This window comes from Paraplanobispora siamensis (assembly GCF_016863175.1).
Taxonomy (GTDB): domain Bacteria; phylum Actinomycetota; class Actinomycetes; order Streptosporangiales; family Streptosporangiaceae; genus Planobispora; species Planobispora siamensis.
The window spans coordinates 1-26,594 of record NZ_BOOJ01000080.1; the positions used below are offsets into that span (position 1 = coordinate 1).

A 26,594-nucleotide genomic window follows, 5' to 3' on the forward strand; every position below is an offset into this window, starting at 1 on the left:
CCCGCCATGACGTTGACGTTGTCGGTGAGGTCCTTCCAGACCCCGGAGACCCCGCGCACCTGCGCCTGGCCGCCCAGCTGGCCCTCGGTGCCCACCTCGCGGGCCACGCGGGTGACCTCCTCGGCGAAGGCCGACAGCTGGTCCACCATCGTGTTCACGGTGTTCTTCAGCTCGAACATCTCGCCGACGGCGTCGACGGTGACCTTGCGGCTCAGGTCGCCCTTGGCGACCGCGGTGGTGACCGCCGCGATGTCGCGCACCTGGGCCGAGACGCGGCTCGACATGGTGTTGACGGCCTCGGTGAGGTCGCGCCAGCTGCCCGACATGCCCCGGACGTTCGCCCGCCCGCCCAGACGGCCCTCGGTGCCCACCTCGCGGGCCACCCGGGTCACCTCGGAGGTGAACAGGGAGAGCTGGTCGACCATGCCGTTGATCGCCTTGCCCAGGCGGCGCACCTCGCCCCGGGAGCCGCGGTCGAGGTCGATGCGGCGGGACAGGTCGCCCTTGGCCACGGCGTCGATCACGTCCGCCGCGCCGGTGACCGGTCCGACCAGGGCGTCGATCAGCGCGTTGACCGAGTCGACGCTCTCGGTCCAGGAGCCCACGCCCGGACCGGGGGTGAGGCGCTCGCCGAAGCGGCCCTCCCTGACGACCTCGCGGCGGACCCGGTGAAGCTCGTTGGCCAGGTGCTCGCGGCGGTCGGCGACCTCGTTGAGCAGCAGGCGGATCTCGCTCAGGATTCCAGGTGGCGCGTGCGGCACCCGGCGGCGGAAGTCTCCGTCCCGCCACGTGATGAGCGTCTGCAGGATCGGCTGTAGATCTGATTCCGTGTAACGCCGTTCCTCGACGTCGGGCATCGCGTCGGCCGTGGTCATTAGACCTCCTTGACTCCCGAGGGGGGCTACCGCGGGCAGCACCAGTCTGTCACGGTGCGCAACTTCGAGTCCCACCTTCGATTTACCCCATGTCAGCGGGAAGTGTGGTAGTCACGGAACAATGACCAGTGTTCCCCGCGCTGTCCTGGCCGCGACCTTCGCTCCGGGAGATACCGCAGTACCCGCCACGAAGAGGTTCACTCGCGAAGTGATGACCGCATGGGCCGCGTTGTCCGTACTGGACTCCGCGGAGCAACTGGCGGGTGAGCTGGCCGCCCATGCCGTGGAGAGCCCCTTCGAGGTGGTCTGGAACCACATGGGGGACGGCGTCCAGGTGGAGGTGAGGCAGAAGGGCGCGGCGGAGACCGGCTCCGTCGGCCCCGTCAGCCCGGGGGTCCCGGTGGAGGAGTGGGGGGTCAGTTTCGCGGGCCAGCACCGCACCCACTGGGCCCGCCTCGCCCTGCCGGGCTCCAGCGGTCACGTGGCCACCGAGTGGGCCGAGGAGGAGACGGGCAGGGGGCCGATCGGCTGGCTGCGGTTTCTGGCCGACGCCAGCGACCTGCTGGCCGGCACGCTCAACCCGGACATGGTGCCCGCGATCATCGCGCAGATCGCGGTGCCCCGGCTGGCCGCCTGGTGCGCCGTCTACACCTGGCCCGACAGCAGCGGACTGCACCGCCCGGCCTACCTGTGGCACACCGACGAGAGCCGCATCGACGACCTCCGCCAGGACCTCGCGGGCCTGCACATCCCGGAGACCGGCGGCTCGATGCAGCTGGGCGACTCGCACGTGCTGGTCGTCCCCCTGCTGGCGCGGGGCCGGGCGCTGGGCGCGATGTGCCTGGGCCGGTCCGACCGGTTCGCCGAGGACGTCATCCAGTACGCCGGGGACATCGGCCGCCGCGCCGCGCTCGCCCTGGACAACGCCCTGCTCTACGCCCAGCAGGCGGAGGCCAACCAGGCGCTGCAGCGCAGCCTGCTGCCGCCCAACGACCCCGGGGAGATCCCCGGGCTCGACTCCGCCGTGGTCTACGAGCCGGCGGGTGAGACCAACGAGGTCGGCGGGGACTTCTACGACCTGTTCGCGGCCGGGGACGGGAGCTGGCGGTTCGCGGTCGGCGACGTCTGCGGGACCGGTCCCGTCGCCGCCGCGGTCACCGGCCTGGCCCGCCACACGCTGCGCCTGCTGGCCAGGGAGGGGTACGGCGTCGCCGCGGTCCTGGGCCGGCTCAACCAGGCGATCCTCGAAGAGGGCGAACGGGCCCGCTTCCTCACCCTGCTCCACGGGGAGATCACGCCCGTGCCCACCGGGCTGGAGCTGCGCCTGGTCTCGGCCGGTCACCCGGAGGCCCTGCGGCTGAAGCCCAACGGGGTCGTGGAGCCGGTGGTGACCTCCCAGTCGCTGCTGGGCGTCTTCCCCGAGGCGACCTTCGAGGCGGACCTGGTCCACCTCGACCACGGCGACGTGCTCCTCGCGGTGACCGACGGGGTCACCGAGCGGCGTCAGGGCAGCAGGCTGCTCGACGACGACGGGGGGCTGGCCAAGCTGCTCGCCGAGTGCGTGGGCCTGTCGGCGGGCGCCGTCGCCGCGCGGATCCGCCGGGCCGTACAGGATTTCGCCCCCGAGCCGAGCGCCGACGACATGGCGATCGTGGTCCTGCGGGCCCGTTAGGCGGGCGCCACCGGCCCCGGGGACGGTCGTCTCGATCCCGGGCAGGGTCAGTCCTGAGGGAGATGGGCGCCGCCCGCGCCGTCCGGCTTGATGTGCCTGCGGACGAAGTCGAGCTGGGCGGCCATCTGGGCGATGCGCTCGGAGACGACCAGCGAGCCGTGGCCCGCGTCGTAGCGGTAGACCTCGTGGGTGTGCCCGCGCTCGGCGAGCCGGGACACGTAGCCCTCGATCTGGCGGATCGGGCAGCGGGGGTCGTTCTCCCCGGCCAGGATCAGCACGGGCGCCTCGACGTCGTCGACGTAGGTGATCGGCGAGCAGTTGGCGTAGCGCTCCGGCTGCTCGGCGGGCGAGCCGCCCAGCAGCGCGCGGTGGTAGGCCCGCAGCGACTCGGGCTCGTCCTCGTAGGTCGCCAGGTGGTCGGCGATCGGCACGGTGGCCAGGCCCGCGGACCACACCGTGGGCTGGGTGCCCAGGCCGAGCAGCGTGAGATAGCCGCCCCAGGAGCTGCCGGCCAGCACCAGCCGCTCGGGGTCGGCCAGGCCGCGTGCGATCATCGCCTCGCGGACGGCGGTCACGTCGGCCAGCTCGATGTGGCCGACCTCGCCGGCGAGGGCGTCGCGCCAGGCGGAGCCGTACCCGGTGGAGCCGCGGTAGTTGACCCGCACGACCGCGAAGCCGTGGTCGACCCACGCCGCCACCTGCGGCACGAAGGAGTCGTCGTCCTGCGAGGTGGGCCCGCCGTGCAGGAGGAAGACGGTCGGGTACGGCCCGCTGCCGCGTTCGGGCCGCGAGACCAGGGCGTGGATGCGCCCGCCGGGCCCGTCCACGTCCACGTCCTCGACCGGGACGGACGGCGGCGATGAGGGCCCGCCGTGGCCCAGTACCACCTGCCCGTTGGTCGACCGGATCACCGGCGGGTGGGACCCGCTGGACCAGGAGTACTCCACCGAGCCGTCGGGGCGGGGCGCGGCGGCCTCGATCACGCCGTGCTTGGTCTCGATGGCGGTGAGCACGCCCCCGGGCAGGTCGTAGCGGTGCAGGTGGGTACGGGCGCGGTTGGCCCGCACGACCAGCAGGGAACGGCCGTCGTCGTACCAGTCCGCGGTGATCTCACCGGGGTCGGGCAACCAGATCTCCCGCTGGTCGTCGCTCACCGGGTCCCAGACCAGCGGTTCGCGGCGGCCCCGGCGCTCGTGCAGCGCGAGCAGCCGCCGGTCGCCGGCGACGGGGGAGAAGCCCAGGCCGACGATGCCCTTGCCGGGGCCGTCGTGCAGCTCGCCGACGACCTGGCCGCCCTGCCGGATCACCCGCAGCGCGGGGTGCCGGGAGTCGCCGTGCTCGCTGTGGTTGATCGCGACCAGCGAGCCGTCCAGGGACATGGAGGTCACCGAGGCAGCCTCGGCGTGCTCGTAGATCACTTTCGCCGGGGAGCCCGGCCGTACCACGGAGACGGTGAAGCCCTTGCCGGGCCGGGCCATGCCGATCACCGCGTCGCCCGCCGCGGACAGCGCGATGCCGGCCGGGTGGCCGGGTTCGAGGTCGATCGGCTCGTCCGGGCCGCCGCCGAACGGCTGGCGCATCCAGCCGCCCCACTCGTCGCCGTCAGTGTCGGCGAACCACCAGATCCACTGCCCGGTGGGGTCGATCGTGCCGTGCGCGGTGCCCTTGGGACGCGAGGTCACCTGGCGGACGGAGCCGTCGGAGCGGTCCCAGGCGTAGATCTCCCAGGCTCCGGAGGCGTTGCTGCGGTACACCGTGCGAGCGGGAGCCTGCCTCGCCCACACCGGCAACGTCACCCGCGGCGCCCGGAACCTGGCCTGCCAGCGTTCCTCCGCCTTCATATGGCGCGTCCCTCCGTCAAGGCATCGGCTTCACGCGGACGAGCGCGGGCTCGCCGGATTGCCGTCCAGTATGTCGCTTCCACCCCTGGTCTGCTTTGAAATAGCTGAATTTCGGACTAAATGTCACTTCAGTAACATGTGTTATGAAGATGGCTGTCAAGTCACCTTCCTTGCCTACGCCCGTACGGTGAAGGTAGACATGCGGAAGGAGGCGATCACCTCGCTGCTCTCCGGCAACCTCCCGACTCTCTCCCGCATGACCTCCGGATCGGTGTGCCAGGCGCTCGGCCCCATGCCCACCACGGCCTCGACGGCGGCCCGCCCCAGCTCCATCCGGAACTCGTGGATCTCCTGCCCGGTCTCCGCGAAGTGGCCGCCGAGGCTCTCGGCCACGCGCCGCTCCTTCGACTCGTCCACCGACAGCAGGCCCAGCCGGTCCACCAGCGGTTCGAGATGCCGTGAGGTGGGCGTCACGACGACGAGCACGCCCCCGGGCCTCAGCACGCGCGCGAACTCCGCCCCGTTGCGCGGGGCGAAGACGTTGAGCAGGACGTCGGCGGAGCGGTCGCGGGCGGGCAGCGGCCGCCACACGTCGGCCACCACAGCCCCCAGCCGGGCGTGCGCCCGCGCGGCCCGCCTGACCGCGTGCTTGGAGATGTCCAGGGCGATCCCGGTGGCGTACGGCAGGCGGTCGAGCACCCGGGCCAGGTAGTAACCGGTCCCGGCCCCGGCGTCCACGATCACCGGTCTCCCGTCCTCCGCCCGCGGGGCCGTACGGCACGCTTCGGCGACCGCGTCCGCGAGCGGGCCGAAGTGCCCGGCCCCGAGGAAGTCGTCCCTGGCGGCCACCATGGCCGGGCTGTCGGCCGTCCCCGGGGCCTGCGAGCCGGTCAGGAGGCTGACGTACCCCTGCCGGGCGATGTCGAAGGCGTGTCCCCGCGGGCAGCGCAGCGCCCGCTCGCCGAGGGTGAGCCCGTCCCCGCAGACCGGGCAGATGAGGTGTTCGACGACGTCGGCCAGCATGACCCCATCATCCCGCCTCGCGGCGGCGTGACCTGACCGTCATCCCTCATCCCTACGATGCTCGCCGTCCGCTTCGACGTGCCCGTGGAAGGAAGGAGCCCGCCGTGTCCGGTGACCCACCGGAGACCCCCGCCGGGAAGGCGGGGCGCCTCCGGCCCGGCAGGGCGGCGTGGTTCCACTGGGCCGCGGCCTTCGCCACCGCACTGGCCCCGCTCGTCTACTGGGTGTCCGCCGGTCCGGACTCCTACAGTTACGGCTTCTTCGGCTACGGCCCGCCCGACCGGTGCACCGGCCACGAGTTCATGCTGGAGCACGGCTACGAGATCCGCAGTGTCGTCTACACGGTCTTCCTCTTCTGGCTCGGCGGCCTTCCGCTCATGCTCGTGGCCTTCGTGGCGTGGCTGGCCGGCAACCGGTGGGGCCGGCCGCGGATCGGCCGGATCGTCACCCGCGTCGCCGCCGTCGTGATCGTCCTGCTCACCTTCCTCACCCTCCTGCCGATGGGGCTGGACGCCCTGCTGGGCGCCGGCTGCCTGGACCTGTGGGGCGGCCCTTTCATCGTCTCGGTCAATCTCGTGCAGTCCCTGATCGCGTTCGCCTCCGTGGCGTTCATGCTGCTGGCCGTACGGCGGCCGCACCGCCGGCGGTCCCTCCTGACTCGGGTGACGTCGGTCGTGCTCGTGATCCTGCCGCTGGCCCTCACGCCCGTCTCGGACACGGTCACCGGCAGGATCTCCGGGAACGAGGCGTGCTCGACCGCCGGGGGGTTCCTGATAGACAGCCTGGAGGAACTGGAGGGCGGGGCCCGGTTCCTGTGCGCGGCGCGCGGCGGTCCGTGGGGGGACGGGACGATCCGCGAGTTCGACGGCATGCCGGACGGTCATGTGCTCGCCTACGGCCGGCACCTCTGCGCCGCCGTGGTGCGGGCCGGTGGGGACGTGGGCAGGCGGGAACCGTACGAGGAGCTGGGGCTGGAGCACAGCGCGGATCTGGCCGAGGGCCTCAGGGCGATCTGTCCCGGGGTGGTCGCCGCGGAGAAGGTCAAGGCAGAGCGGGCACGTCTGGCCGATGAACGGGAGCAGGCGGCGCTGAACGTCAAGTGCGCGGCCTACCCCCGGCACCGCCCGTTGATCAGGCCGCTGCGGCGGGCGGTGGGCGCCGTGGACACCGACTACAACGCGCTCGTCGCCCTTGAGGACGAGATCGAGATGGTCGAGGCCGGCCCGCTCTGGGTGGAGGGCCTGGCCGGGGCCGAGCCCGGGGTCCTGCAGGTGACGGTCGCCGACGAGTTCACTCCCGTGTGCGTGACGGCCGAGGTCTACGACCGCAGGCCTCCGCTGGAGCGGCGCGGCTGGGACGAGGTGGAGGAGATCTCCTACCGGAGCACCCGGGGGCGGTTGAGGTTTGTCGACTTCTACGGCGGGCCCCGGCTGGTCAACCTCACCGCCGCGGGCAGGGGCGCCTATCGGGTCCGCGTCCATGTACGGGGCGACGGGGAGGCCTGGAGGGACGGCGGGGAGGCCTGGAGGGGATCCATGGAGCAGTTCCTGATCATGGTTTATCCCGCCAAGCAGCGATAAGCGGGACGCAAGTGCTTTTCAAGTGACTACCGGTACAAATGATGTCCATGAGGAAGAGAACTGTCATCGGTGGCGGATTGCTGGCTCTCGTGCTCGCGGGGAGCCTGACCGGAACGGCCCAGGCCGCCGCGGGGGACCGCGTGCACCACTGGGGCCCGGTCCAGTCCAAGAGCGGCCACGGCGGCTACGCCAAGGCCGACGTGTGGCTGAGCGACTTCGACTCCGAGCGGTTCGTGGTCTCCGGCAAGCTGTACGACCGCGACTACCACTCCGGCCACTGCGCCTACGTCCGCGCCAAGTTCCACTACGCGAGCGGCGGCACCGGCTGGTCGCAGGTCCGCTACACCTGCTCCTCCAAGGGCGCGAACTTCAAGCTGTCCTCGGACGGCGAGGTGACCCGGGCCGACGTGCGGGTCTGCCTGGTCAGCTACCGGACCAACGCCATCTTCAGGTGCCACACCGACGCCATCAAGGCCTCGACCGTCGCCAACTGGCCGCAGTAGGCCCGTTCGCCGGAGCCGGATCCCGGCGGCCTCCCGCCGGGATGTGACCGGATCGTCGCCTCGCGTCCCTAGAGTTGCCCGCCGTGACCCGACGATCCCGGCTGCTCTGGTGCGCCGCCCTGCTGTGGGCGGTGGCTCCGGCCGTCCACTCATGGATCCAGGACCTGCTGACCCCGCCGGAGGACCCTCCGGAGGAGTACGGCGAGTCGGGCGTCATCTACGGGATGGTCCAGCTCTTTTCCGGCGGTCGTATCTTGAAGATCGCCGCGTTGCTGGAGGACATCCACGACACTCCGGCCTTCGCCCTCGGCGTCGCGCCGTACGTCCTGCTCGGCCTCGGGGCGTGCCTGCTCGCCGCCCGGCGGGGCAGGCCGGGCCCGGGCCGGGTGGTGACCCGGTTCCTCCCCGCCGTCCTGGTCCTGGTGTACTGCGCCCGCCCCCTGTTCTTCCTGGCGGAAGCAGCCCAGGGGACCGTGAACATGTGGGATCCGCAGAGGCATCTCTTCTCCGACTCCCTCGGGGACCTCTGCCAGCTGGTCGCAGTGCTCCTGATGGTGCTCGCGCTCCGGCCTGCCGGAGTGAGTAGGGAGACGGTCGTCCACCGGCTGGGCTGACGGCCCGGGTCAGGTGGTCTGGCGGATCTGCTGGAGGAAGGCGGCGTTGGAGGGGGTCTCGCCGAGGCGGTCGAGGAGGAGTTCCAGGGCCTGCTGCCTGTCCAGGCCGCCGAGGGTGCGGCGCAGGCGCCAGGTGAGCTGCCGTTCGTCGGGGTCGAGGAGGATCTCCTCGCGCCGGGTGCCGGAGGCGTCCAGGTCCACGGCCGGGTAGATCCGCTTGTCGGCCAGGTCGCGGCGCAGGCGCAGCTCCATGTTGCCGGTGCCCTTGAACTCCTCGAAGAGGTTGTCGTCCATCCGGGAGCCGGTCTCGACGAGGGCGGTGGCGAGGATGGTCAGCGAGCCGCCGTCGCGCAGGTTGCGGGCGGCGCCGAAGAAGCGGCGCGGCGGCAGGAGGGCGGCGGCGTCGATGCCTCCGGCGAGGGTACGGCCGCCGCCGGGAGCGAGGTTGTTGTAGGCGCGGCCGAGGCGGGTCAGCGAGTCCAGCAGCACGACGACGTCGCGGCCGGTCTCGGCCAGGCGCTTGGCGCGCTCGATGGCCAGCTCGGCGACCGCCGTGTGGTCGCGGTCGGGACGGTCGAAGGTGGAGGCGGCGACCTCTCCCCGGATGGACTCGCGCATCTCGGTGACCTCCTCGGGCCGCTCTCCGACGAGCACGACCATGAGGTGGACGTCCGGGTGGTTGCTGGAGATCGCCGCGGCCAGGTCCCGCAGGACGAGGGTCTTGCCCGCCTTGGGCGGGGCGACGATCAGGCCGCGCTGCCCCTTGCCGATCGGGGCGAACAGGTCGGCGACCCGGGTGGTGAGCGAGTCGGTCTCCAGCCGGAGCCGCTCGTCCGGGTGGATCGGGGTCATGTCCGCGAAGTGCGGGCGGGCGGCGGGGGCCGGGCGGGCGGCGCCGGTCTCGACGCCGTTGACGGCCAGTACCTCGACCAGCTTCTCGTACGGCCTGCGCGCGGTGGCGACGACGTGGTCGCCGGGGCGCAGGCCGTACTGCCTGACCTGGGCCGGTGGGACCTTCACATCGGCGCGGCCGGGGAGGTAGCCGCCGGTCCGCAGGTGGGCGACCTTGTCGCGGACGTCGAGGAGGCCGGACACGGTCTCGACGGGAGACGGGGAGGGGGATCGCGGAGGTGCGGGGGCCTGGGCGGGAACGGAGACGGAAGACGCGGGCGCGCCGCTCTCGGGGACGGGAGTGGCGGGCGGGGCGGCGCTCTTACGGCGGCGCGGAGGCTTCTTGACGATGGTTTCTACGGTCATGGGTGACCTTTCATGATGGAACGGACGTACGGAAACGCCCGGGGAACCCCACGCGGACGCGCGGGCGAAGAATTGAGAGCGCGCGGTGCGCGCCTGAGAGGAACCGCGTGCCACGAGGGGGCGCGGTATGAGAAAAAGGGCGGATCGGTCGCACGCGGCCTGGCCGACTGTGCGTCACGCCCGATATGACAGTAGCACCACAGATTCGTCTCCAGAAGGAGGAAAGGTGCTCCACCAGTCCATAACGGTGGCAGGTGTCGAGGTGTTCCCGCTGTGCGACGCGGTGGGGCCGATGGGGGAGGCCATCCGGCGCCCGCTGCCGGAGATGTTCCCCGGGGGCTGTCACGAGGACGGCGAGTGGACCCTGCACTTCCACTGCTACCTGCTGCGCGACGCGGCGGGCCGGACCGTGCTGGTGGACACCGGGATCGGGCCGGCGGACTCGCCGGCGGCGAGCTGGGCTCCCGTGCCGGGAGCGCTCACCTCCGAGCTCGCGCGGGTGGGGGTCGCGCCGCAGGACGTGGACGCGGTGGTCATCACCCACCTGCACAGCGACCATGCGAGCGGGGCGGTGGCAGGCGGCGTGCCGGTCTTCCCCAACGCCCGGCACCTGCTGCAGCGGACCGAGGTCGAGGCGGCCGCCGAGGAGGTCCTCGACCACGTCGTACGGCCGCTGGGCGAGCAGGTCCAGATCGTCGACGGGCGGGCGGACGCGCTGCCCGGCATCCGGGTGCTGCACGCCCCGGGCCACACCCCGGGGCACCAGGTCGTCCAGGTGGGCGAGCTGACCCTCACCGGCGACCTGGTCCTGCATCCCGTGCAGCTCACCGACCCGAAGGTGCCCTATCTCTACGACGGAGATCCGGATCTCGCCGCCAGGACCAGGGCCGAGCTGCTGGAGCAGATCAGGGCGGAGGGCGGCATGATCGGCACGGCCCACTTCGCGGAGCCGTTCACCAGGCTCACCTGACCGGTCGTCGCTCCGCTCCGGTCCGCCCGGCGGTCGTTCTCGTGCGCGTCCGGGCGGGGCATCCTCGTCTCCGCCCGGTCCCGTCATGGAATTTTCATCGTCCATTGACACTGGGAAAACGCTTTCCTAGGGTGAGCCTGCATGCCAACACGAATGCGTTCACTCATGTGAACAGGTGAGTACTCGCTGGGGGGAATCCAGAACGCGGGTCCCAGGACCCGCTGGACCAGCAAGGAGCTCGGCTGTGAAGAGCAGCAGATTCGACAGGAAGGCGGCCGTGGCGGCCACCGTCGCCGTCCTCGGCGCGCTGGCCGCCTCCGGGCTGACGGCCGGGGCGTCGGCCGCCGCGGCCCCGGCGCCCGGCGCCTACACGCTCGTCAACGCGGGCAGCGGCCTGTGCCTGGAGGTCCCCGGCGGCGGCGCCTCCGACGGCGTGCAGCTCGCGCAGTCCGCCTGCGGCGGAGCCTCCTCCCAGACCTGGAACCTCACCGCCGTGAGCGGCGGGTTCCAGCTCAAGGCCGCGCACAGCGGCAAGTGCGCGGGCGTCAGGGACGCCGGCACCTCCGCGGGCAAGGCCGTACAGCAGGAGACCTGCTCGGGCGCCACCTCCCAGACCTGGCAGCCGACCGCCTCCGGCTCGAACTACCGGGTCGTCAACGCCAACGGCGGCAAGTGCCTCAACATCAAGGACGACTCCACCGCCGCCGGCGCCCTGGTCCAGCAGAACTCCTGCGACTCGGCGGCGAGCAAGCAGTGGAGGTTCGTCCCCGCGGGCTCCGCGACGCCGACCGCGACCCCCGCTGTCACCCCCACCGTGACACCTACGGCCACGCCCACGGCGACCCCCACGGCGACCCCCACGGTGACTCCCACCTCGACGCCGACCGGCTCCCCGGGCAACGCGGCCGGTCTGGTCGGCTTCGCGACCCTGAGCGGGTACGGCCGCACCGGGACGAGCGGCGGCGCCGGCGGCGAGACGGTGACCGTCAGCACCTACGCGCAGCTGGCGGCGGCCGTCGCCGACGACACGCCCCGCATCGTCCGCGTCTCCGGCACGATCACCGGAACCGGCGCCAAGATGCTGGACGTCGGCTCGAACAAGACCGTCATCGGCGTCGGGACGAACGCGACGATCAGCGGGTTCGGGTTCGACGTCAACGGCTGGGGCCCGGAGGAGGTCGCCTGGGGCGGGGACCTGTGCAGCCCTGCCAGCAAGGACAGGTTCACGCACACGCAGAATGTGATCATCCGCAACCTGACGTTCCGGAACTCCGCTGACGACTCGGTGAACGTGCAGTGCTACTCGCACCACGTGTGGGTCGACCACAACACCTTCCACACCTCCGCCGACGGCTCGGTGGACGTCAAGCGCGGCTCCGACCTGGTGACGGTCTCCCACAACCGGTTCGTCGCCACGGACAAGTCGATGCTGCTGGGGCACAGTGACAGCAACGGCGCCCAGGACAGGGGCTACCTGCGCGTCACCTACCACCACAACTGGTTCGACGGGTCGAACACCCGCCACCCGCGGGTGCGCTTCGGCTACGCCCACGTGTTCGCCAACTACGTGGACGTCGAGGACTACTTCATCGGCCTGGGCGCGGGCGGCCAGGTCTACGCCGAGAGCAACCACGTCAAGGGCGCCAAGACCATCACCGAGGACTTCGGCGACACGAGGCTGACCTGGACGGGCAGCAACTTCTACGACCCGGCCACGATCACCCGGGCGCAGGACAGCGGCAAGGAGCGGAGCGACTGGCTGCGCGCCGACGGAAGCGTCCCGCCGCCGCCGTACGCCTACTCGGCCGGTTCCGCCTCCTCGGCCCCGCCGGCCGCGGGCGCCGGGGTGGCCGGCGCGGACCGGATCCTCTAGCCGCTCTCCCCATGACCGCCTCCTGCGCATCCTGACCGTACGCAGGGGCGGGCCGTACGGGCCTCTCTCCTTCACACCCTGACCGTGTGAAGGGGAGAGGCCCTGCTCCGCAGGCGCCGCCCGGACCGGTGTCGCGCAGGACCCGGACCGCTCCGAGCTGCCCGAACGGATAGTACGGCGGTCGCGTGAACGGAGAACCACCGGGCCTGTCCCCGCCCGGCGGCCGAGACGACGCCGATGAGAGCGATCGCCGGCATGGAGGCGGCCGGGTCGCCGTACCCCCATGAAACTTTCATGACCGGAGACATCGGCGGGATGCGCTCCGGTCATGACTCTGAGCAGGGGGAACACGGGTTGCGGCGGGGTTCTCGGGGAGGGATCGGCGACCGTGATCCCAGCTTCCTCCGTGGCCTATATATCGCAAACTGCTAGAAATCGCTCAGGTCTTGCGGTGCGTGGGCGGAAGCGGCCCGCCACCCCACCGACCCGTGAAGCGCAGAGCGCCCGAAAGGCCGTCCGCGGTCTCCCGCGACGGCCGACCTCGAACGCGAAAGGCCACTGTTGTGAAATTCCCCATGCGCCCACGCCGGGCCCGCGGTCTCCTGACGATCGGCGCCGCCGCCGGGCTCGTCGCCGGGGCGCTGGCGGCCATGCCGGCCGCAGGCGCCATGGCCGCCACCGGTTGCGCGGTCACCTACACCACCAACAGCTGGCAGGGCGGGTTCACCGCCAATATCAGCATCAAGAACCTCGGCGACCCCATCAAGGGCTGGACCCTCGGTTTCACCTTCCCGAACTCCGGCCAGAAGGTCGTGCAGGGCTGGTCGGCGACCTACAGCCAGACCGGTTCCGCCGTCACCGCCAAGAGCCTCGACTACAACGGGTCGCTGGGCACCGGCGCCTCGACGGGCATCGGGTTCAACGGCAGCTGGAGCGGGAGCAACCCGGTGCCGACGTCGTTCACCCTCAACGGCGTCACGTGCACCGGCTCGACCGGTCCCACCGCCACTCCCACGGCCACCCCGACGGTGAAGCCCACCGCCACCCCCACCGCCACCCCCACCGTCACCCCGACCGCGACGCCCACCGTCACCCCGACCGCGACGCCCACCGTCACCCCGACCGCGACGCCCACCGTCACCCCGACGTCGGGCGCCGGAACCCCGCTCGGGATCAACGGCAAGCTGCACGTGTGCGGCGTCAACCTGTGCAACCAGTACAACCGCCCGATCCAGCTGCGCGGCATGAGCACCCACGGCATCCAGTGGTTCTCCAGGTGCTACAACGACAGCTCGCTGAACGCCCTGGTGAACGACTGGAAGGCCGACCTGTTCCGGATCTCGATGTACGTGCAGGAGCAGGGGTACGAGACCAACCCGTCGGGCTTCACCGACATGGTCAACAGGTACGTCGACATGGCCGAGTCCCGCGGCCTGTACTCGATCATCGACTTCCACACCCTGACGCCGGGTGACCCCAACTACAACCTGGCCCGCGCCAAGACCTTCTTCGCCTCGGTCGCCGCGCGCAACGCCGCCAAGAAGGGCGTCATCTACGAGATCGCCAACGAGCCCAACGGGGTGAGCTGGGCGTCGATCAAGAGCTACGCCGAGCAGGTCATCCCGGTGATCCGGGCGGCGGACCCGGACGCGGTGATCATCGTCGGCACCCGCGGCTGGTCGTCGCTGGGCGTCTCGGACGGCTCCAACGAGTCCGAGATCGTCAACAACCCGGTCAAGGCCACGAACATCATGTACGCCTTCCACTTCTACGCCGCCTCGCACAAGGACAACTACCGGTCCACGCTGAGCCGGGCGGCGGCGAAGCTCCCGATGTTCGTCAGCGAGTTCGGCACGGTGAGCGCCAGCGGTGACGGCGCGGTGGACGTCGCCAGCACCAACGCCTGGCTCGATCTGCTGGACGGCCTGAAGATCGGCTACGCCAACTGGACCTACTCGGACGCGGGCGAGGGCAGCGCGGCCTTCAAGCCGGGCACCTGCTCGGGCGGGACCTACACCGGCACCGGCGTGCTCACCCAGTCGGGCGCCCTCATCCGGGACCGGATCCGCACCGCGGACGACTTCCCCACCAGCTGACGACGATCTCCCTGTGGGAGGCCCGTCCGGTTCCCGGGCGGGCCTTCCGCCGTTTCCGGCGGGTCAGGAGTTCTGGGCGGCGAGCAGCAGGCGGCGGGTGATCGTCCGGTAGCGGAGCACCTGGACCGCCCCGAGCAGCCAGAACGGATACTGTACGGCGAACGCCCAGCGGTAGGCGTCCGGGCCGCTCCCGCCGTGCAGGTCGAGGGCGATGCCGATCAGGGCGATCACCGACATGGACGCCACGAAGCCGCCGTCGTTGACGATCCCGGTCGCCGCGCCGATCCGGGTGGCCGGGTTGAAGGTCCTGGCGTAGTCGAAGCCGATCATCGAGCCGGGGCCGTTGGCGGCCAGGACCACCACGAGCAGGACGAGCAGCCAGAGCGGGGCCCGGCCCGGCCAGGCCAGCACGGCGGTCCACGCCCCCGCGGTGGTGCCGATCACGATGAGGACCATCCGGGAGCGGTGGAACGGGAAGCGCCCGGCCAGATAGCCGAGCAGCGGCCCGCAGGCCATGCCGCACAGCGTCAGAGTGGACAGCAGCACGCCCGCCGTCGACGGGTCCAGGCCCTGCCCCTGCACCAGGAACGGGTACCCCCACAGGAGCAGGAAGGCGGCGGCCGAGCACTGGGTGGCGGCGTGGGTCCACATGCCCAGCCGGGTGCCGGGCTCGGCCCAGGCGGCCTTCAGCCCCGGGGGCTCGTCCCCGGCCAGCTCCGGGCGGGAGTCGCGCAGGAAGGTCAGGAGCAGCAGTACGGCCACCGCCCCGAGGGCCGCGGCGCCCAGGAAGGTCGGCGTCCAGCCGTACGCGCGCAGGGAGTGGATCAGCGGGACCGCGGAGGCCAGCGCGCCGAGCTGCCCGATCAGGCCGGTGAGCTGGACCAGCAGGGGGTTGATGCGCGCGGGGAAGTGCAGGTTCACCAGCCGGATCACGCTGATGAACGTCATCGCGTCCCCGCACCCGATCAGCGCCCGGCCCGCGACGCCGGGCAGCAGCCCGGAGGAGAAGGCGAAGACGAGCTCACCGGCGGACATCACCGTGGCCCCGATGAGCAGCATGCGCTTGGAGCCGAGCCGGTCGACCAGGACGCCGACGGGCACCTGCATGCCGGCGTAGAACAGGAGCTGGATCATGGCCAGCAGCGACAGACCGGCCGCGCCCACGCCGAGCCGCGCGGCGGCCTCGATGCTCGCGACGCCGAGGGACTGGCGGTGGAAGACGGCGATGACGTAGGCCAGGACCCCCGCGGCCCAGAAGATCAGAGCTTTGGACCGTGGCGTCATGCACCAAATATTACTTTTGTGAATTTTGTGCTCGGGGACGGGGTGGCGGATTGTCGGTGCGGGTGGGTACCTTCGAAGAAGGCGCCGTCCCGCGCCCGACCTCCTTCACCGGTGCTCACGCCACCGGCTCGCGGAGGTAGAGGGGGCCCTGGAGTTCTCGGGACGCCGGTTGTGCATGCCCCAGATCCGGCGGGGCGGCGGGAGCGTGAGTCCCGGCGCGACGCCGTGTCCAGGAGCATGAGATGACCAGCAACAAGTCCTTCAAGAGCCGCGTGCGCACCCGCATGGCCAAGACCGGCGAGAGCTACACCGCCGCCCGCCGCAACCTCCTCCCCGACGCCGACGCCGTGGAGCAGCCGCCCGCCGTCGAGGGGCAGCCGTCCGTCGTCCCCGCCGGAGAGCAGACGCCGGCCCCCGGCGCGGACGCACCGGCTTCCGCGGTCCGCGACACGGTCGTCTCCGACGACGCGATGACCGCGCGGACCGGCCGGTCCCACGACGAGTGGTTCGCGCTGCTGGACGCCTGGGGCGGCACCGGCCGGACGCACGGGGAGATCGCCCGATGGCTCGTCGAGGAGCACGGCGTCGAGGGCTGGTGGGCGCAGAGCGTCACCGTCGCCTACGAGCGGGCACGCGGCCTGCGGGCCCCGGGCCAGTCCCGCACCGGTGACTTCTCGATCAGCGCCAGCAAAATCATCAACGTCCCGGCCGAGCGCGTCATCGAGGCCTTCACCGACGACGACCTGCGCGCCCAGTGGCTGCCCGACGCCCCCTTCGAGATCCGCACCTCACGCCCCGGCAAGTCCGTCACCGCCAACTGGCAGGGCCGCGCCGCCCTCACGGTCGGAGTCATCGCCAAGGACGAGAAGAAGACCCAGCTCGGCCTCCAGCACGGCAAACTCCCCGACGCCGCCACGGCCGCCGAACTGAAGACCTACTGGCGCGACCGCGTCACCGCCCTGAAGCATCTCCTCGAGGGCTGACCTCCCCGGGCTCCCGGACCGGCCCGTCCGGGAGCCCGCTCCGCAGGCGGGGATAGCGGATCAGGAGGCTGGCGTGGACGTCCTGGTCGCCGAGGGTGGCGTAGGTGTGGGGGACGTCCGACTGCCAGGTGATGTAGTCGCCGGGGCCGGCCAGGAGGGGGGCGTCGGCGGGGCCGGCGCGCAGGAGGCCGGCGAAGACGGTGAGGTGCTCGGTGACGCCCTGGTGGTGGGCGGGGGAGAGCTGCGACGACCCGGCGGGGAAGACGAGGCGGTAGAGCTCGTAGGCGGCGCCCTCCTCCTCGAAGGCCTGCAGCAGGACGCCCTGCACGGCCGTGCCGTGCACCACGGGGCCGGTGCCGACGACGGAGCCCAGGCCCACGCCGAGCTGGGCGGTCACCGCCCACAGGGTCTCCAGCGTCGGGTTGCGGGTGCCGTTCTCCAGGCCGGAGAGCGTGGCCTTGCCCACTCCCGCCCGCCGGGCCAGCTCCGACAGCGACAGACCGCGTTCCTCCCGCAGGCTGCGGATCCGCCGGCCCACGTGGGAGGTGCCGGCGTCCGCGGTCGGATAAGGGTTTTGTGCGCCGGAGGTCATGAAGCTATCCTGCAACACGGCGATCGTTCCGTTTACGGAACGACACGGGATGGTCGAGGCGCCGCAGAGGACCCGAGAGACCCGGAGCGCAGGAACCCCGGAAGCGCCGGGGCCCTGGAAGCAGAGACCCCCGGAAGGACGAAGGATGAACCGCCTGTTGCAGCCCGTGCTGGCCGGTGTGGTGACCGCGCTGGTCGGCTTCGCCAGCTCGTTCGCCGTCGTGCTGGCCGGGCTGCGGGCGGTGGGGGCGGACCGGGAGCAGGCCGCGTCGGGTCTGCTCGCGCTCTGCCTGGCCGTGGGCGGCACGGCGATCTGGCTGAGCCTGCGGCTGCGGATACCCGTGGCCATCGCCTGGTCCACGCCCGGCGCGGCGCTGCTCGTCTCCACCGGCGTCCCCGAGGGGGGATTCCCCGTCGCGGTCGGCGCGTTCGTCGTCTGCGGGCTGCTCATCGTGGTCGCCGGGCTGTTCCCGGTGCTCGGCCGCTGGATCGCGGCCATCCCCGGGCCGATCGCGGGCGCGATGCTCGCGGGGGTCCTGCTCGACCTGTGCGTGGCCCCGGTCAGAGCGCTGGTCGAGATTCCGCACATGGCCGTGCCCGTCGTGCTGACCTGGGCCGTGCTGAGCCGGGTGGCCCGCACGTGGGCGGTGCCGGGGGCCCTGCTCGTGGCGGTCGCGGCCATCGCGCTGACCGGGCCGGGGCTCGGCGCGGTGGACGTGCGCCCGGTGGCCGAGGCGACCGTGCCGTCCTGGAGCCTCCCGGCGATGATCAGCATCGCGCTCCCGCTGTTCCTGGTCACCATGGCCGCGCAGAACGTGCCGGGAATGGCGGTCCTCGCGGGGTACGGCTACCGCCCGCCGCTGCGCGGGGTCCTGACCGCCACCGGCCTGGCGAGCGCCGCCGCCGCGCCCCTGGGCGGGCACGCGGTGAACCTGGCCGCCATCACCGCGGCCCTGGCCGCCGGTCCCGACGCCGATCCCGATCCCGGCCGCCGGTGGATCGCCTCGGCCACCGCCGGGGTCTCGATGATCGTGCTGGGCGTCGGGGCGGGGCTGGCGACGGCTTTGGTCCTGCTGTCCCCGCCGGTGCTCATCGAGGCCGTCGCCGGGCTCGCGCTCATCGGGGCGCTGGCCTCGGCGATCACCGCGGCCGTCGCCGAGCCCGAGGGCCGGGAGGCCGCGGTGGTCACCTTCGTGGTCACCGCCTCGGGGCTGACCCTGCTGGGCGTGGGGGCCGCCTTCTGGGGGCTGGTGGCGGGAGGGCTGATGACGCTCCTGCACCGGCGCAGGACCCCGCGCGCCGTACCTGGACCGGTGCCGGACGAATCCCGGCCGGCGGAGTCGGACGCGGACCGGAGGTGAAAAAGCCCGGACTCGCGCCGTCCCCTTAGAAATCCCCATATTCTGGGACATGATCGAGTCGGGAGGCACACGTGTCCGAACCGCGTCCGCTGCGCCCGGACGAGCCCGCACTTCTGGGGGACTACCGCCTGCTCGGGCGGGTGGGGCAGGGCGGGCAGGGAGTCGTGTACCTCGGAGAGTCGTCTTCGGGGACACGGGTGGCGGTCAAGGTCCTGCACGGCCACGTCGCCGGTGATCCCAAGAACCGCAGGCGCTTCCTGCGCGAGGTGGAGGCGGCCCGCCAGGTGCCCCAGTTCTGCACCGCGCCCATTCTGGACGTCGGCGTGGCGGGCGATCAGCCGTACGTGGTGAGCGAGTTCATCGAGGGCGAGTCCCTGGAGCAGCGGGTCGCCTCGCGCGGGCCGCTCGACCCGCGCGACCTGGAACGGCTGGCGGTCGGCACGGCCACCGCCCTGGCGGCGATCCACCGCGCCGGGATCGTCCACCGCGACTTCAAGCCCGCCAACGTGCTGCTCGGCCCGGACGGGCCGCGGGTGGTCGACTTCGGCATCGCCCGCAGCGTGAACATGACCGCCACCTCCGCCAGCGTGGTCGGCACCCCGCCGTACATGTCACCGGAGCAGCTCTCCGGGGACGACGTGGGCCCGCCCTCGGACATGTTCAGCTGGGCCGGCACCATCCTGTTCGCCGGGACGGGGAGGGCGCCGTTCGGCCGTGACGTCGCCATCGCGGCCCTGGTGTACCGGATCCTCCACCAGGAGTGCGACCTCACCGGCCTGCCCGACGGCCTGCGGGAGATCGCCGGCCGGTGCCTGGCCAAGACGCCCGAGCGGCGCCCCACGGCCGAGGAGGTCCTGCTCGAGCTCATCACCGGCAGGGGCGCGGCGCGTCCCGGTACGGCGATGCCCGTGAACGACCTGCTCAGCACGGCCATGGGGATGGCGCAGCCGTCCGTCCCCGGCACGCCGTCGCGGGATGTCCCACCGGCCGGGCCGCCGGTCCGGGAACGGTCCAACGCCGGACCGTCCTCCGCCGACCCCTCCAGCGGGTCCTTCCCGATGCCGTCACCCGCCGCCGGCGTGCCCGGCGGCCCGTCCGGTACGGCCCCGCCCGCCTATCCGCCCGGCGGCCAGTTCCACCCGGCACCGCCGCACACCGATCCGTCCGGCGGCCGATTCCACGCGCCGCCGACCGATCCGTCCGGCGGGCAGTTCCACGCGCCGCAACCCTCCACGGGCCCGTGGGGCGGGCCGCCCCACACCCATCCGTCCGGCGGGCAGTTCGGGCCGCCTCCCGGCGGGGGCGGGATCTCCCGGCGGAGCCTGCTGATCGGCGGGGCCGCGCTGGCCACCGGGGCGGTGGCGGCGGCCGCGGTGCTGGTCCCCCGGTACCTGGACGACCGGAGCGGCACGGTCGGGAGCTCGCCCGACCGGAGCACGGGGACGGGGAGCACCGGGACCGGGAGCACCTCCTCGGCTACTTCGCAGACGTCGGGACCGTCGGCCTCCCCGACGTCGCCCACGGCCACCCCGACGGCCACCCCGAGCGCGTCCGCGCTGATCACCACCTCCGGGGGCCAGCCGCTGGTGCTCGGCAACGGCGAGCTGGTGCAGGGCCTGGCGATCTCCGCCGACGGCCGTACGGTGGCCGCCGGATGCTGGGACGGCAGGATCCGGTTGTGGGAGGTGCCCTCCGGCAAGTCGATCGGGGAGCTCAAGGACAGGAAGTTCTACGTCGAGGGCCTGGCGCTGAGCCCGGACGGCCGGACCCTGATCAGCGTCGGCGGGGTGAGCGACACCGAGACGCACGTGTGGGACCTCGGCTCCAAGCGCAGAGTGTCGAAGTCCGTGATCGGCTCAGTCTTCGTCAGGTTCAGTCCCGACGGCGGGCAGTTCGTCACCGGCAGCGGGTTCGAGTGGGTCCGGCTGTGGAAGACCTCCAACCGCAGGCAGGCGGGCGCCTCCATGCGTCACGAGGAGCTGGTCAAGAACGCGGCCTTCAGCCCCGACGGGAGGCTGCTGGCCACCGCGGGATGGGACCGTACGGTCCGGTTCTGGCGCACCTCCGGCGGCACGGCGGTCGGCGGTCCGCTGAAGGGGCACACCGAGGAGGTCAACGCCGTCGTGTTCCTCGACGACGGGAAGACCCTGGCGAGCGCGGGATACGACAGGGTCGTGCGGCTGTGGGACGTCTCCTCCCGCAAGGCGAAGAAGGAGACCTTCAAGGGGGCGAAGTCGACGATCAACGCCATGGCCGTCAGCCCCGACGGGACCCTCCTCGCCGCCGCGACCGACAAGGAGGGCGTCCGGCTGTGGGACGTCGCCACCCGGCGCGAGTTCCGCCAGCCCCTGGACCAGGGGCAGATCCAGAACGTGGCCTTCAGCGGCAACGGGCTCGTCCTGGCGGTGGCCTTGGGGAACGACGTGCTGCTGTACGACGTCGGCGGCCTGCGCACCGCCTGACCGCCACGGCACGAAGCGCACCGCCTGACCGCGCCCCCGTCGCCCGCGCGGTCAGGCGGTGCGGCGGCCGGGTCAGCCGACGGCGACCGGCGTCCGCCCGGCGGGTACGGCGTCCGGGTCGTCGGGGTCGTCCGGACCGCCCGGAGCGTCGTCCTCGCCGGACCCGTGCTCCAGCGTCGGCAGCCAGTCCAGCCAGCGCGGCAGGTACCAGTTGGCCTCGCCCAGCAGCCGCATGGTCGCCGGCAGCAGGACCGCCCTGACGACCGTGGCGTCGATCAGGATGGCCGCGGCCAGGCCGATGCCCATCTCCTTGAAGGAGAGCAGCGACATCGTGCCGAAGATCGCGAACACCCCGACCATGATGAACGCCGCGCTGCTCACCACCCCGGCGGTCGTCCTGATCCCGTGGGTCACCGCCTGCTCGGTGGGCATGCCCCGGTCGAAGGCCTCGCGGATCCGGCTCAGGATGAACACGTGGTAGTCCATCGAGAGCCCGAAGAGGATCACGAACAGGAACAGCGGCAGCCAGCTCACGATCGAGCCGGTCGACTCGAAGTTCAGCAGGCTCTCGCCCCAGCCGTACTGGAAGACCACGACCAGCACGCCGTACGCCGCGGCCACCGACAGCAGGTTCAGCACGATCGCCGTCACCGCCACCACCAGTGACCGGAACGACGCCAGCAGCAGCACGAAGGCCAGCAGCAGGACGAAGGTGAAGACCAGCGGCACGGACCTGCCGAGCTGGGCGTTGAAGTCCATCACCCCGGCCACGCTGCCGTAGACGTAGGTCTCGGCGACCAGCCCGACGGTCGGCGGGACCACCCGCTCGCGCAGGGTGCGCACGGCGTGCTCGGAGACCTCGTCGGAGGGGCCCGCGCCCTTCAGGCCGAGGCGGATGATCCCCACGGTCCTGTCCGGGTTCGCGCTGACGCCGAAGAAGGCGGGGTCGATCTCGCCGGTGCCGATCGCCATCTCCCGCAGGCGCTGGACCTCCTTGAGGACGTACGGCGCGGTCACGTCGTCGGCCTTCAGCACGATGGTGGCCGGGGCCTTGTTGCCGGGGAAGGCGTCCTTGATCCGGCGGGAGGTCTCCACGACCGGGTGGTCGCCCTGCACGTCGGAGGTGCCGGGCTCGCCGGTGCGCAGATCGAAGGCGGGGACCGCCAGGCCGGTCAGCAGGCCCCCGGCCAGCAGGACCGAGACGACCGGGCGGCGCAGCACCGCGGTGAGGACGGTGTTCCACACGCGCCCGCCGCCCTCGCGCCCGCCGAGGATCCGCCGCCAGGTGCGCCCGGTGAGCCTGCGGACGGTGCCGTGCACGACCCGGGCGTCGATCTTGTCGCCGATCAGGGACAGGATCGCGGGGAGCACGGTCATCGAACCGATCATCGCGACCAGCACCACCAGGATCGTGCCCTGGGCGAAGCCGATGAAGATGCCGTTGCCGGTCAGGAACATGCCCGCCATGGCGACGATCACGGTGACGCCGGAGATCAGCACCGCCCGCCCGGAGGTCGCCGCCGCGATCTCCAGGGCCCGCTCCCTGTCCCGGCCCTTGGCACGCTCCTCACGCTCGCGGCGGATGTAGAACAGGGAGTAGTCGACGCCGACGGCCAGGCCGATCAGCAGCATGAGGTTGGTGGTGGCCGAGTCGACGTGCAGGATCTGGCTGGTCAGCGCGAGCAGGCCGATCGAGCCGAGATAGGCGGTGAACGCCACCACCAGCGGGACCACGGCGGCCAGCAGCGCGCCGAAGGCGGCCAGCAGGATGCCGAACGTCAGGGGGATGGACAGCAGCTCCGCCCTGATCAGGTCGTCGTCGAGCACCTCGCCGAGCATGAGGCCGCTGCTCGCCCTGCCCGACTGGCCGATCCACAGCGAGGGATGCGCCCGCTGGACGCCGGCCACGGCGTCGATCACGGGCTGGACCCGCTCCTCGGCGGTTCTCCCCTCGCCCTTCATGTCGAAGGTCACCAGGGCCGAACGCCGGTCCCCGCTGATCGGGGAGGGCTCCTGCGCGTCGTACGGCGTGCGGACCTTCTCCACCAGGCCGGTGGCGAGCACCGCCTCCTTGACGTCCCGCGTCACCGCCCGGAAGTCGGCGGGGGCGGTGGAGCCCCTGGCCTGGACCAGCACCGTCTCCCCGGCGACGTCGGGGAACCCGGCCGCGTCCAGGACCATCGCGGCCTTGCGCGACTCCCCGTTGTTGTCCTCCCAGGGCTCCATCCCCTTGGTGCCGACCGCGTTGCCCGCCAGGGTCGCCGCCACGACGAACCCCACCCAGACCAGCAGCGCGGCCCAGCGATGGCGCGCGCTCCAGCCGCCCACTGCGGCGGCGATGTTCCTCCGGCGTGCCATTTCCCCGCTCCCTGCTCACTTTTACTCACGAAGGTAGAAGCCGGAAGCGCCCAGGGCATCGTCCCCGGTGACCGGTCGCGGCTCCCTCCGTGAGGTTAGGGAAGGTCATCCTTGAGGCGTAGGGCTTTTCCGGAGGACGACCCGGCCCCGGCGGTGGTGGACGACCAACGCCACGGCGGCGACCAGGCACAGCACCGCCACCGCGACCATCACGGAGGTGTACCCGGCGGTCTGCTCCAGCCCCGCCCCGCCCAGCGGGCCGAGCGCGGTCATCAGCGCGATCGGCAGGGTGGCCGCGCCCGCGATCGCGCCGTAGCCGGCGACGCCGAAGTGCTCGGCGAACAGCACCGGGCGGGCGATCGTGCCCACGCCGTACCCGATCCCGAACAGCAGGACGCAGGCGACCGCCCCGGACGCCGTGCCGCCCAGCGCAGGGAGCAGGGCCGCACCCGCGGCCTGCACGGTGAACATGACGGCCGCGACGGTCGCGGCCGGCCAGCGCCGTTGCAGGCCGGTGGTGGCCAGGCGGCCGGTCACGGAGAGCACGCCGACCAGGCCGGTCACCAGAGAGGCGAAGGGGCCGGGGTGGCCGAGCGAGGTCAGGTAGGAGACCAGGTGCATGGCGAGGGTGTAGACCGCGCCGCTCTGCGCCACGAACGCCCCGGTCAGCAGCCAGAACGCGGGGTCGCGCAGGGCCTCGCCGACCGCACCGGTCCTCGGCGGGTGCGCGTCGTCCGGGCCGCGCCTGACGACGAGCAGGTGCAGCGGTACGGTGACCACCCCGAGGACGACGGCCAGCACGACCAGGGCCTGGCGCCAGCCGTACCACTCGTTGAGCAGTCCGGCCAGCGGCGAGAAGATCGTCGTGGCGAACCCGGCCACCACCGTCACCGCGAGCAGCGCCGTGGCCCGGCTCCTGCCGTCGAACCAGCTCACCACGACGGCGAAGGCCGGTTCGTACAGGGTCAGCGCCATGGCCACCCCCATGCACGCGAACACCGCGTACAGGGCGGGCAGGCTCTCCACCCGGGACCACGCCAGGACGGTGAGGGTGCCGAGGACCGAACCGCCCGTCATGAGCCAGCGCCCGCCGTACCGGTCGAGCAGCCTGCCGACGAGCGGCGCGGCGGCGGCGTTGACCACGATGGCGAGGGTGAGGGCGGCGGTGACCTGCGCGGAGCCCGTGCCGAGGTCGCGGGCCACGGGGGTGAGGAAGATCGCGAAGGCGTAGAACATCACGCCGTAGCCGACCGTGGAGGTGACGGCCAGGGCGGCGACGAGGTCCCAGGGTTGTGATCCGGTACGGCGGAGCACGGCTATCGGCCGTTCGATCGGATCATGATTCTGGAGTTTATAGAAGGTGATTTTTCGGGTTATTTGGGGGCTGGCTGTACCACTCGTCGAGCAGCCCGGGAGCCGCGGGGAAAAGACACCGCCGGCACGGGATGCGGACCGTGCCGGCGGAGATCGGAAATCCTTGTTCGGTTGTCTGCGCTCATCTACATCCGCGTCTACCGGCTGTCCACCGTGCGCTGGTGGCGGCCGGCCACGAGCTGGTCGTTGGACTGACGGGGAACGTCGATCCGCGGGTGCGGGCCGGTCGGCTCGTCACGGTCGTCGACGCCGTCCCGGTCGCGGTCCACGGCCGGAGCCGGAGCCGGAGTCGTGGGAGTGGCCTCGAGCTTGCGCTCAAGCTCGCGCTTCTCCTCCTCCAGCTGGGCGACGCGGTCACGGGCCTCCATCCGGGTGGCCCGCAGCTGCTTGCGCCGCGCCGCGGAACGGCGCAGGCCGGCGAACAGGAGAGCGAGACCGAGCAGGAAGACCGCTCCGGTGGCGACACCGGCGAAGAAGAACTCCAGCTGCGTGAACTGGACCGTGCGGTCGAAGACCGTGAACGACGCGGTGGCGGTGGATGCGGCGGTCTCGTCCCAGGAGACCGCGATCGCGGCCGCGCCGGCGAGCACGATCAAGAGAAGTCCCAGCACTATCATCGTGACCTCACCTCGGGTGTTTGTGTCGTGGGGGTCCGCTGCCCCGGGGGCGCCGGATTATTCGTGAGCCCGTCCGTGTTCGACGGGATGTGACGGACATCGACGTGGTGGTGATCGGGGCCGGACAGGCCGGACTGTCCACGTCCCACTTCCTGACCAGGGACGGGATCGACCACGTGGTGCTCGACCGGTCCCCGCGCCCGGGCGGCGCCTGGCAGTTCCGCTGGCCGTCCCTGACCCTGGGCGCCGCGCACCGCGTGCACGACCTGCCCGGCCTTCCGCTGGGCGTCGCCGACACCGGCCGCCCGTCGTCGGAGGTCGTCTCCGAGTACTTCGCCGCCTACGAACGGGCCTTCGGCCTGCCGGTGCGCCGGCCGGTCGAGGTACGGGAGGTGCGCGAGGGCCGGGACGGCCGGTTGCTGGTGGCCTCCTCGGACGGCGAGTGGTCCGCGCGCGCCCTGGTCAACGCCACCGGCACCTGGGACCGGCCCTTCTGGCCGCGCTATCCGGGCCAGGAGACGTTCCGCGGGCGGCAGCTGCACACCGTCGGCTACACCCGCAAGGAAGACTTCGCCGGTGAACGGGTCGTGGTCGTCGGCGCCGGGGCCTCGGCGATCCAGCTCCTGCTGGAGATCTCCCAGGTGGCCCGGTCCACCGCGTGGGTCACCCGCAGGCCCCCGGTCTTCCGGGACGGGCCGTTCGACCAGGAGGCGGGCCGCGCGGCCGTCGCCCGGGTGGACGCCCGTGTGCGCGCCGGGCTCCCGCCGGGCAGCGTGGTCGGCGCGACGGGCTATCCGCTGACCCCCGAGGTCAGGGCGGCCATGGCGGCCGGGGTCCTGGACCGGCTGCCGATGTTCGACCGGATCGTCCCCGAGGGGGTCGTCTGGGGCGACGCCGGCCGGGACGCCGTCGGCCGGGGCGATGTCGGCCAGGATGGTGCCGGCCAGGATGGTGCCGGCCAGGATGGTGCAGGCCGTCTGGTCGAGGCCGACACGATCCTGTGGGCCACCGGGTTCCGGCCCGTCATCGGCCACCTGGCGCCCCTGCGCCTGCGCGAGCCCGGCGGCGGCATCCGGGTCGAGGACACCGTGGCCGTCCGGGACCCCCGGGTGCACCTGGTCGGATACGGGCCATCCGCCAGCACCGTCGGCGCCAACCGGGCCGGCCGTACCGCGGCCCGGCACATCCGCCGCCTGCTGGCCGAGCCCCTGGCCGCCTGACGGGCGGCTTACGCCGCTGACGCGCGGCGTCTAGGCTGGC

20 protein-coding genes are annotated in these 26,594 nt (G+C 72.2%); 11 read left to right on the forward strand and 9 right to left on the reverse strand.

The features are described from left to right. A partial coding sequence (locus tag Psi01_RS39210; protein ID WP_204069261.1) for a HAMP domain-containing protein occupies nucleotides 1-875 on the reverse strand: 875 nt, incomplete at its 3' end. A 211-nt stretch (nucleotides 876-1,086) separates the two neighbouring features. Here Psi01_RS39210 and Psi01_RS39215 point away from each other — a divergent pair. Beyond that, nucleotides 1,087-2,547 (forward strand): PP2C family protein-serine/threonine phosphatase, encoded by a 1,461-nt coding sequence (locus Psi01_RS39215; protein WP_239128386.1) that lies wholly within the window; start codon nucleotides 1,087-1,089, stop codon nucleotides 2,545-2,547. 47 nt (nucleotides 2,548-2,594) lie between these two features. Here the strand turns inward: Psi01_RS39215 and Psi01_RS39220 are convergent, their stop codons facing one another. Both Psi01_RS39220 and Psi01_RS39225 read right to left on the reverse strand, forming a co-directional pair. Continuing rightward, nucleotides 2,595-4,388 (reverse strand): S9 family peptidase, encoded by a 1,794-nt coding sequence (locus Psi01_RS39220; RefSeq protein WP_204069263.1) that lies wholly within the window; start codon nucleotides 4,386-4,388, stop codon nucleotides 2,595-2,597. 174 nt (nucleotides 4,389-4,562) lie between these two features. Then, entirely contained in the window at nucleotides 4,563-5,411 is an 849-nt protein-coding gene (locus tag Psi01_RS39225; RefSeq protein WP_204069264.1) for a putative RNA methyltransferase, read from the reverse strand. Nucleotides 5,412-5,515: 104 nt separating this feature from the next. On the opposite strand from Psi01_RS39225, the gene Psi01_RS39230 reads away from it, so the two are divergent. From Psi01_RS39230 to Psi01_RS39240, 3 genes are all read left to right on the forward strand, one after another. After that, complete coding sequence (locus Psi01_RS39230) at nucleotides 5,516-6,991, forward strand: hypothetical protein (protein WP_204069265.1); 1,476 nt, start codon at nucleotides 5,516-5,518, stop codon at nucleotides 6,989-6,991. A 47-nt stretch (nucleotides 6,992-7,038) separates the two neighbouring features. Continuing rightward, a complete protein-coding gene (locus Psi01_RS39235; protein WP_204069266.1) occupies nucleotides 7,039-7,494 on the forward strand; it encodes a hypothetical protein in 456 nt (151 codons plus the stop codon). An 83-nt stretch (nucleotides 7,495-7,577) separates the two neighbouring features. Then, nucleotides 7,578-8,108 (forward strand): hypothetical protein, encoded by a 531-nt coding sequence (locus Psi01_RS39240; protein WP_204069267.1) that lies wholly within the window; start codon nucleotides 7,578-7,580, stop codon nucleotides 8,106-8,108. A gap of 9 nt (nucleotides 8,109-8,117) precedes the next feature. On the opposite strand, the gene rho is transcribed toward Psi01_RS39240, so the two are convergent. Continuing rightward, on the reverse strand, nucleotides 8,118-9,365 hold the full coding sequence (gene rho, locus Psi01_RS39245; RefSeq protein ID WP_204069268.1) for a transcription termination factor Rho: 1,248 nt from the start codon (nucleotides 9,363-9,365) through the stop codon (nucleotides 8,118-8,120). A gap of 226 nt (nucleotides 9,366-9,591) precedes the next feature. On the opposite strand from rho, the gene Psi01_RS39250 reads away from it, so the two are divergent. The 3 genes from Psi01_RS39250 (at nucleotide 9,592) to Psi01_RS39260 (ending at nucleotide 14,304) form a co-directional block, all read left to right on the forward strand. Further along, entirely contained in the window at nucleotides 9,592-10,335 is a 744-nt protein-coding gene (locus tag Psi01_RS39250; protein WP_204069269.1) for an MBL fold metallo-hydrolase, read from the forward strand. A gap of 244 nt (nucleotides 10,336-10,579) precedes the next feature. Continuing rightward, on the forward strand, nucleotides 10,580-12,208 hold the full coding sequence (locus Psi01_RS39255) for a pectate lyase family protein (protein WP_204069270.1): 1,629 nt from the start codon (nucleotides 10,580-10,582) through the stop codon (nucleotides 12,206-12,208). Nucleotides 12,209-12,783: 575 nt separating this feature from the next. Next, a complete protein-coding gene (locus tag Psi01_RS39260) occupies nucleotides 12,784-14,304 on the forward strand; it encodes a cellulase family glycosylhydrolase (protein WP_239128378.1) in 1,521 nt (506 codons plus the stop codon). A gap of 63 nt (nucleotides 14,305-14,367) precedes the next feature. On the opposite strand, the gene Psi01_RS39265 is transcribed toward Psi01_RS39260, so the two are convergent. Continuing rightward, a complete protein-coding gene (locus Psi01_RS39265; protein ID WP_239128379.1) occupies nucleotides 14,368-15,588 on the reverse strand; it encodes an MFS transporter in 1,221 nt (406 codons plus the stop codon). 242 nt (nucleotides 15,589-15,830) lie between these two features. Between Psi01_RS39265 and Psi01_RS39270 the strand changes: the two genes are divergently transcribed. Beyond that, on the forward strand, nucleotides 15,831-16,571 hold the full coding sequence (locus tag Psi01_RS39270) for a DUF4287 domain-containing protein (RefSeq protein WP_204069271.1): 741 nt from the start codon (nucleotides 15,831-15,833) through the stop codon (nucleotides 16,569-16,571). On the opposite strand, the gene Psi01_RS39275 is transcribed toward Psi01_RS39270, so the two are convergent. Then, nucleotides 16,540-17,163, reverse strand: a complete 624-nt coding sequence (locus Psi01_RS39275; RefSeq protein WP_239128380.1) for a helix-turn-helix domain-containing protein — start codon at nucleotides 17,161-17,163, stop codon at nucleotides 16,540-16,542. The two genes, Psi01_RS39270 and Psi01_RS39275, sit on opposite strands and share 32 nt — an antisense overlap. Before the next feature lie 145 nt (nucleotides 17,164-17,308). Between Psi01_RS39275 and Psi01_RS39280 the strand changes: the two genes are divergently transcribed. Both Psi01_RS39280 and Psi01_RS39285 read left to right on the forward strand, forming a co-directional pair. Beyond that, nucleotides 17,309-18,523 carry a benzoate/H(+) symporter BenE family transporter gene (locus Psi01_RS39280; protein ID WP_204069273.1) on the forward strand — a complete coding sequence of 405 codons (1,215 nt, stop codon included), beginning with the start codon at nucleotides 17,309-17,311 and terminating at the stop codon, nucleotides 18,521-18,523. A 71-nt stretch (nucleotides 18,524-18,594) separates the two neighbouring features. After that, nucleotides 18,595-20,985, forward strand: a complete 2,391-nt coding sequence (locus tag Psi01_RS39285) for a WD40 repeat domain-containing serine/threonine protein kinase (protein ID WP_204069274.1) — start codon at nucleotides 18,595-18,597, stop codon at nucleotides 20,983-20,985. A 72-nt stretch (nucleotides 20,986-21,057) separates the two neighbouring features. On the opposite strand, the gene Psi01_RS39290 is transcribed toward Psi01_RS39285, so the two are convergent. From Psi01_RS39290 to Psi01_RS39300, 3 genes are all read right to left on the reverse strand, one after another. Then, a complete protein-coding gene (locus Psi01_RS39290; RefSeq protein ID WP_204069275.1) occupies nucleotides 21,058-23,343 on the reverse strand; it encodes an MMPL family transporter in 2,286 nt (761 codons plus the stop codon). A 105-nt stretch (nucleotides 23,344-23,448) separates the two neighbouring features. Further along, a complete protein-coding gene (locus tag Psi01_RS39295; RefSeq protein ID WP_239128381.1) occupies nucleotides 23,449-24,657 on the reverse strand; it encodes an MFS transporter in 1,209 nt (402 codons plus the stop codon). A 197-nt stretch (nucleotides 24,658-24,854) separates the two neighbouring features. Then, entirely contained in the window at nucleotides 24,855-25,328 is a 474-nt protein-coding gene (locus tag Psi01_RS39300) for a hypothetical protein (RefSeq protein ID WP_204069276.1), read from the reverse strand. A 95-nt stretch (nucleotides 25,329-25,423) separates the two neighbouring features. Here Psi01_RS39300 and Psi01_RS39305 point away from each other — a divergent pair, with 95 nt between their 5' ends. Then, nucleotides 25,424-26,554, forward strand: coding sequence for an NAD(P)-binding domain-containing protein (locus Psi01_RS39305; RefSeq protein WP_307819316.1), 1,131 nt, complete (start codon nucleotides 25,424-25,426; stop codon nucleotides 26,552-26,554). Nucleotides 26,555-26,594: the final 40 nt, after the last annotated feature.

Coding starts and splice junctions, on each gene's coding strand:
- Psi01_RS39270 (WP_204069271.1), top strand. CDS start 15,831: ATGACCAGCAACAAGTCCTTCAAGAGCCGCGTGCGCACCCGCATGGCC.
- Psi01_RS39225 (WP_204069264.1), bottom strand. CDS start 5,411: ATGCTGGCCGACGTCGTCGAACACCTCATCTGCCCGGTCTGCGGGGAC.
- Psi01_RS39280 (WP_204069273.1), top strand. CDS start 17,309: ATGAACCGCCTGTTGCAGCCCGTGCTGGCCGGTGTGGTGACCGCGCTG.
- Psi01_RS39235 (WP_204069266.1), top strand. CDS start 7,039: ATGAGGAAGAGAACTGTCATCGGTGGCGGATTGCTGGCTCTCGTGCTC.
- Psi01_RS39290 (WP_204069275.1), bottom strand. CDS start 23,343: ATGGCACGCCGGAGGAACATCGCCGCCGCAGTGGGCGGCTGGAGCGCG.
- Psi01_RS39260 (WP_239128378.1), top strand. CDS start 12,784: ATGCGCCCACGCCGGGCCCGCGGTCTCCTGACGATCGGCGCCGCCGCC.
- Psi01_RS39265 (WP_239128379.1), bottom strand. CDS start 15,588: ATGACGCCACGGTCCAAAGCTCTGATCTTCTGGGCCGCGGGGGTCCTG.
- Psi01_RS39220 (WP_204069263.1), bottom strand. CDS start 4,388: ATGAAGGCGGAGGAACGCTGGCAGGCCAGGTTCCGGGCGCCGCGGGTG.
- Psi01_RS39215 (WP_239128386.1), top strand. CDS start 1,087: ATGACCGCATGGGCCGCGTTGTCCGTACTGGACTCCGCGGAGCAACTG.
- rho (WP_204069268.1), bottom strand. CDS start 9,365: ATGACCGTAGAAACCATCGTCAAGAAGCCTCCGCGCCGCCGTAAGAGC.
- Psi01_RS39275 (WP_239128380.1), bottom strand. CDS start 17,163: ATGACCTCCGGCGCACAAAACCCTTATCCGACCGCGGACGCCGGCACC.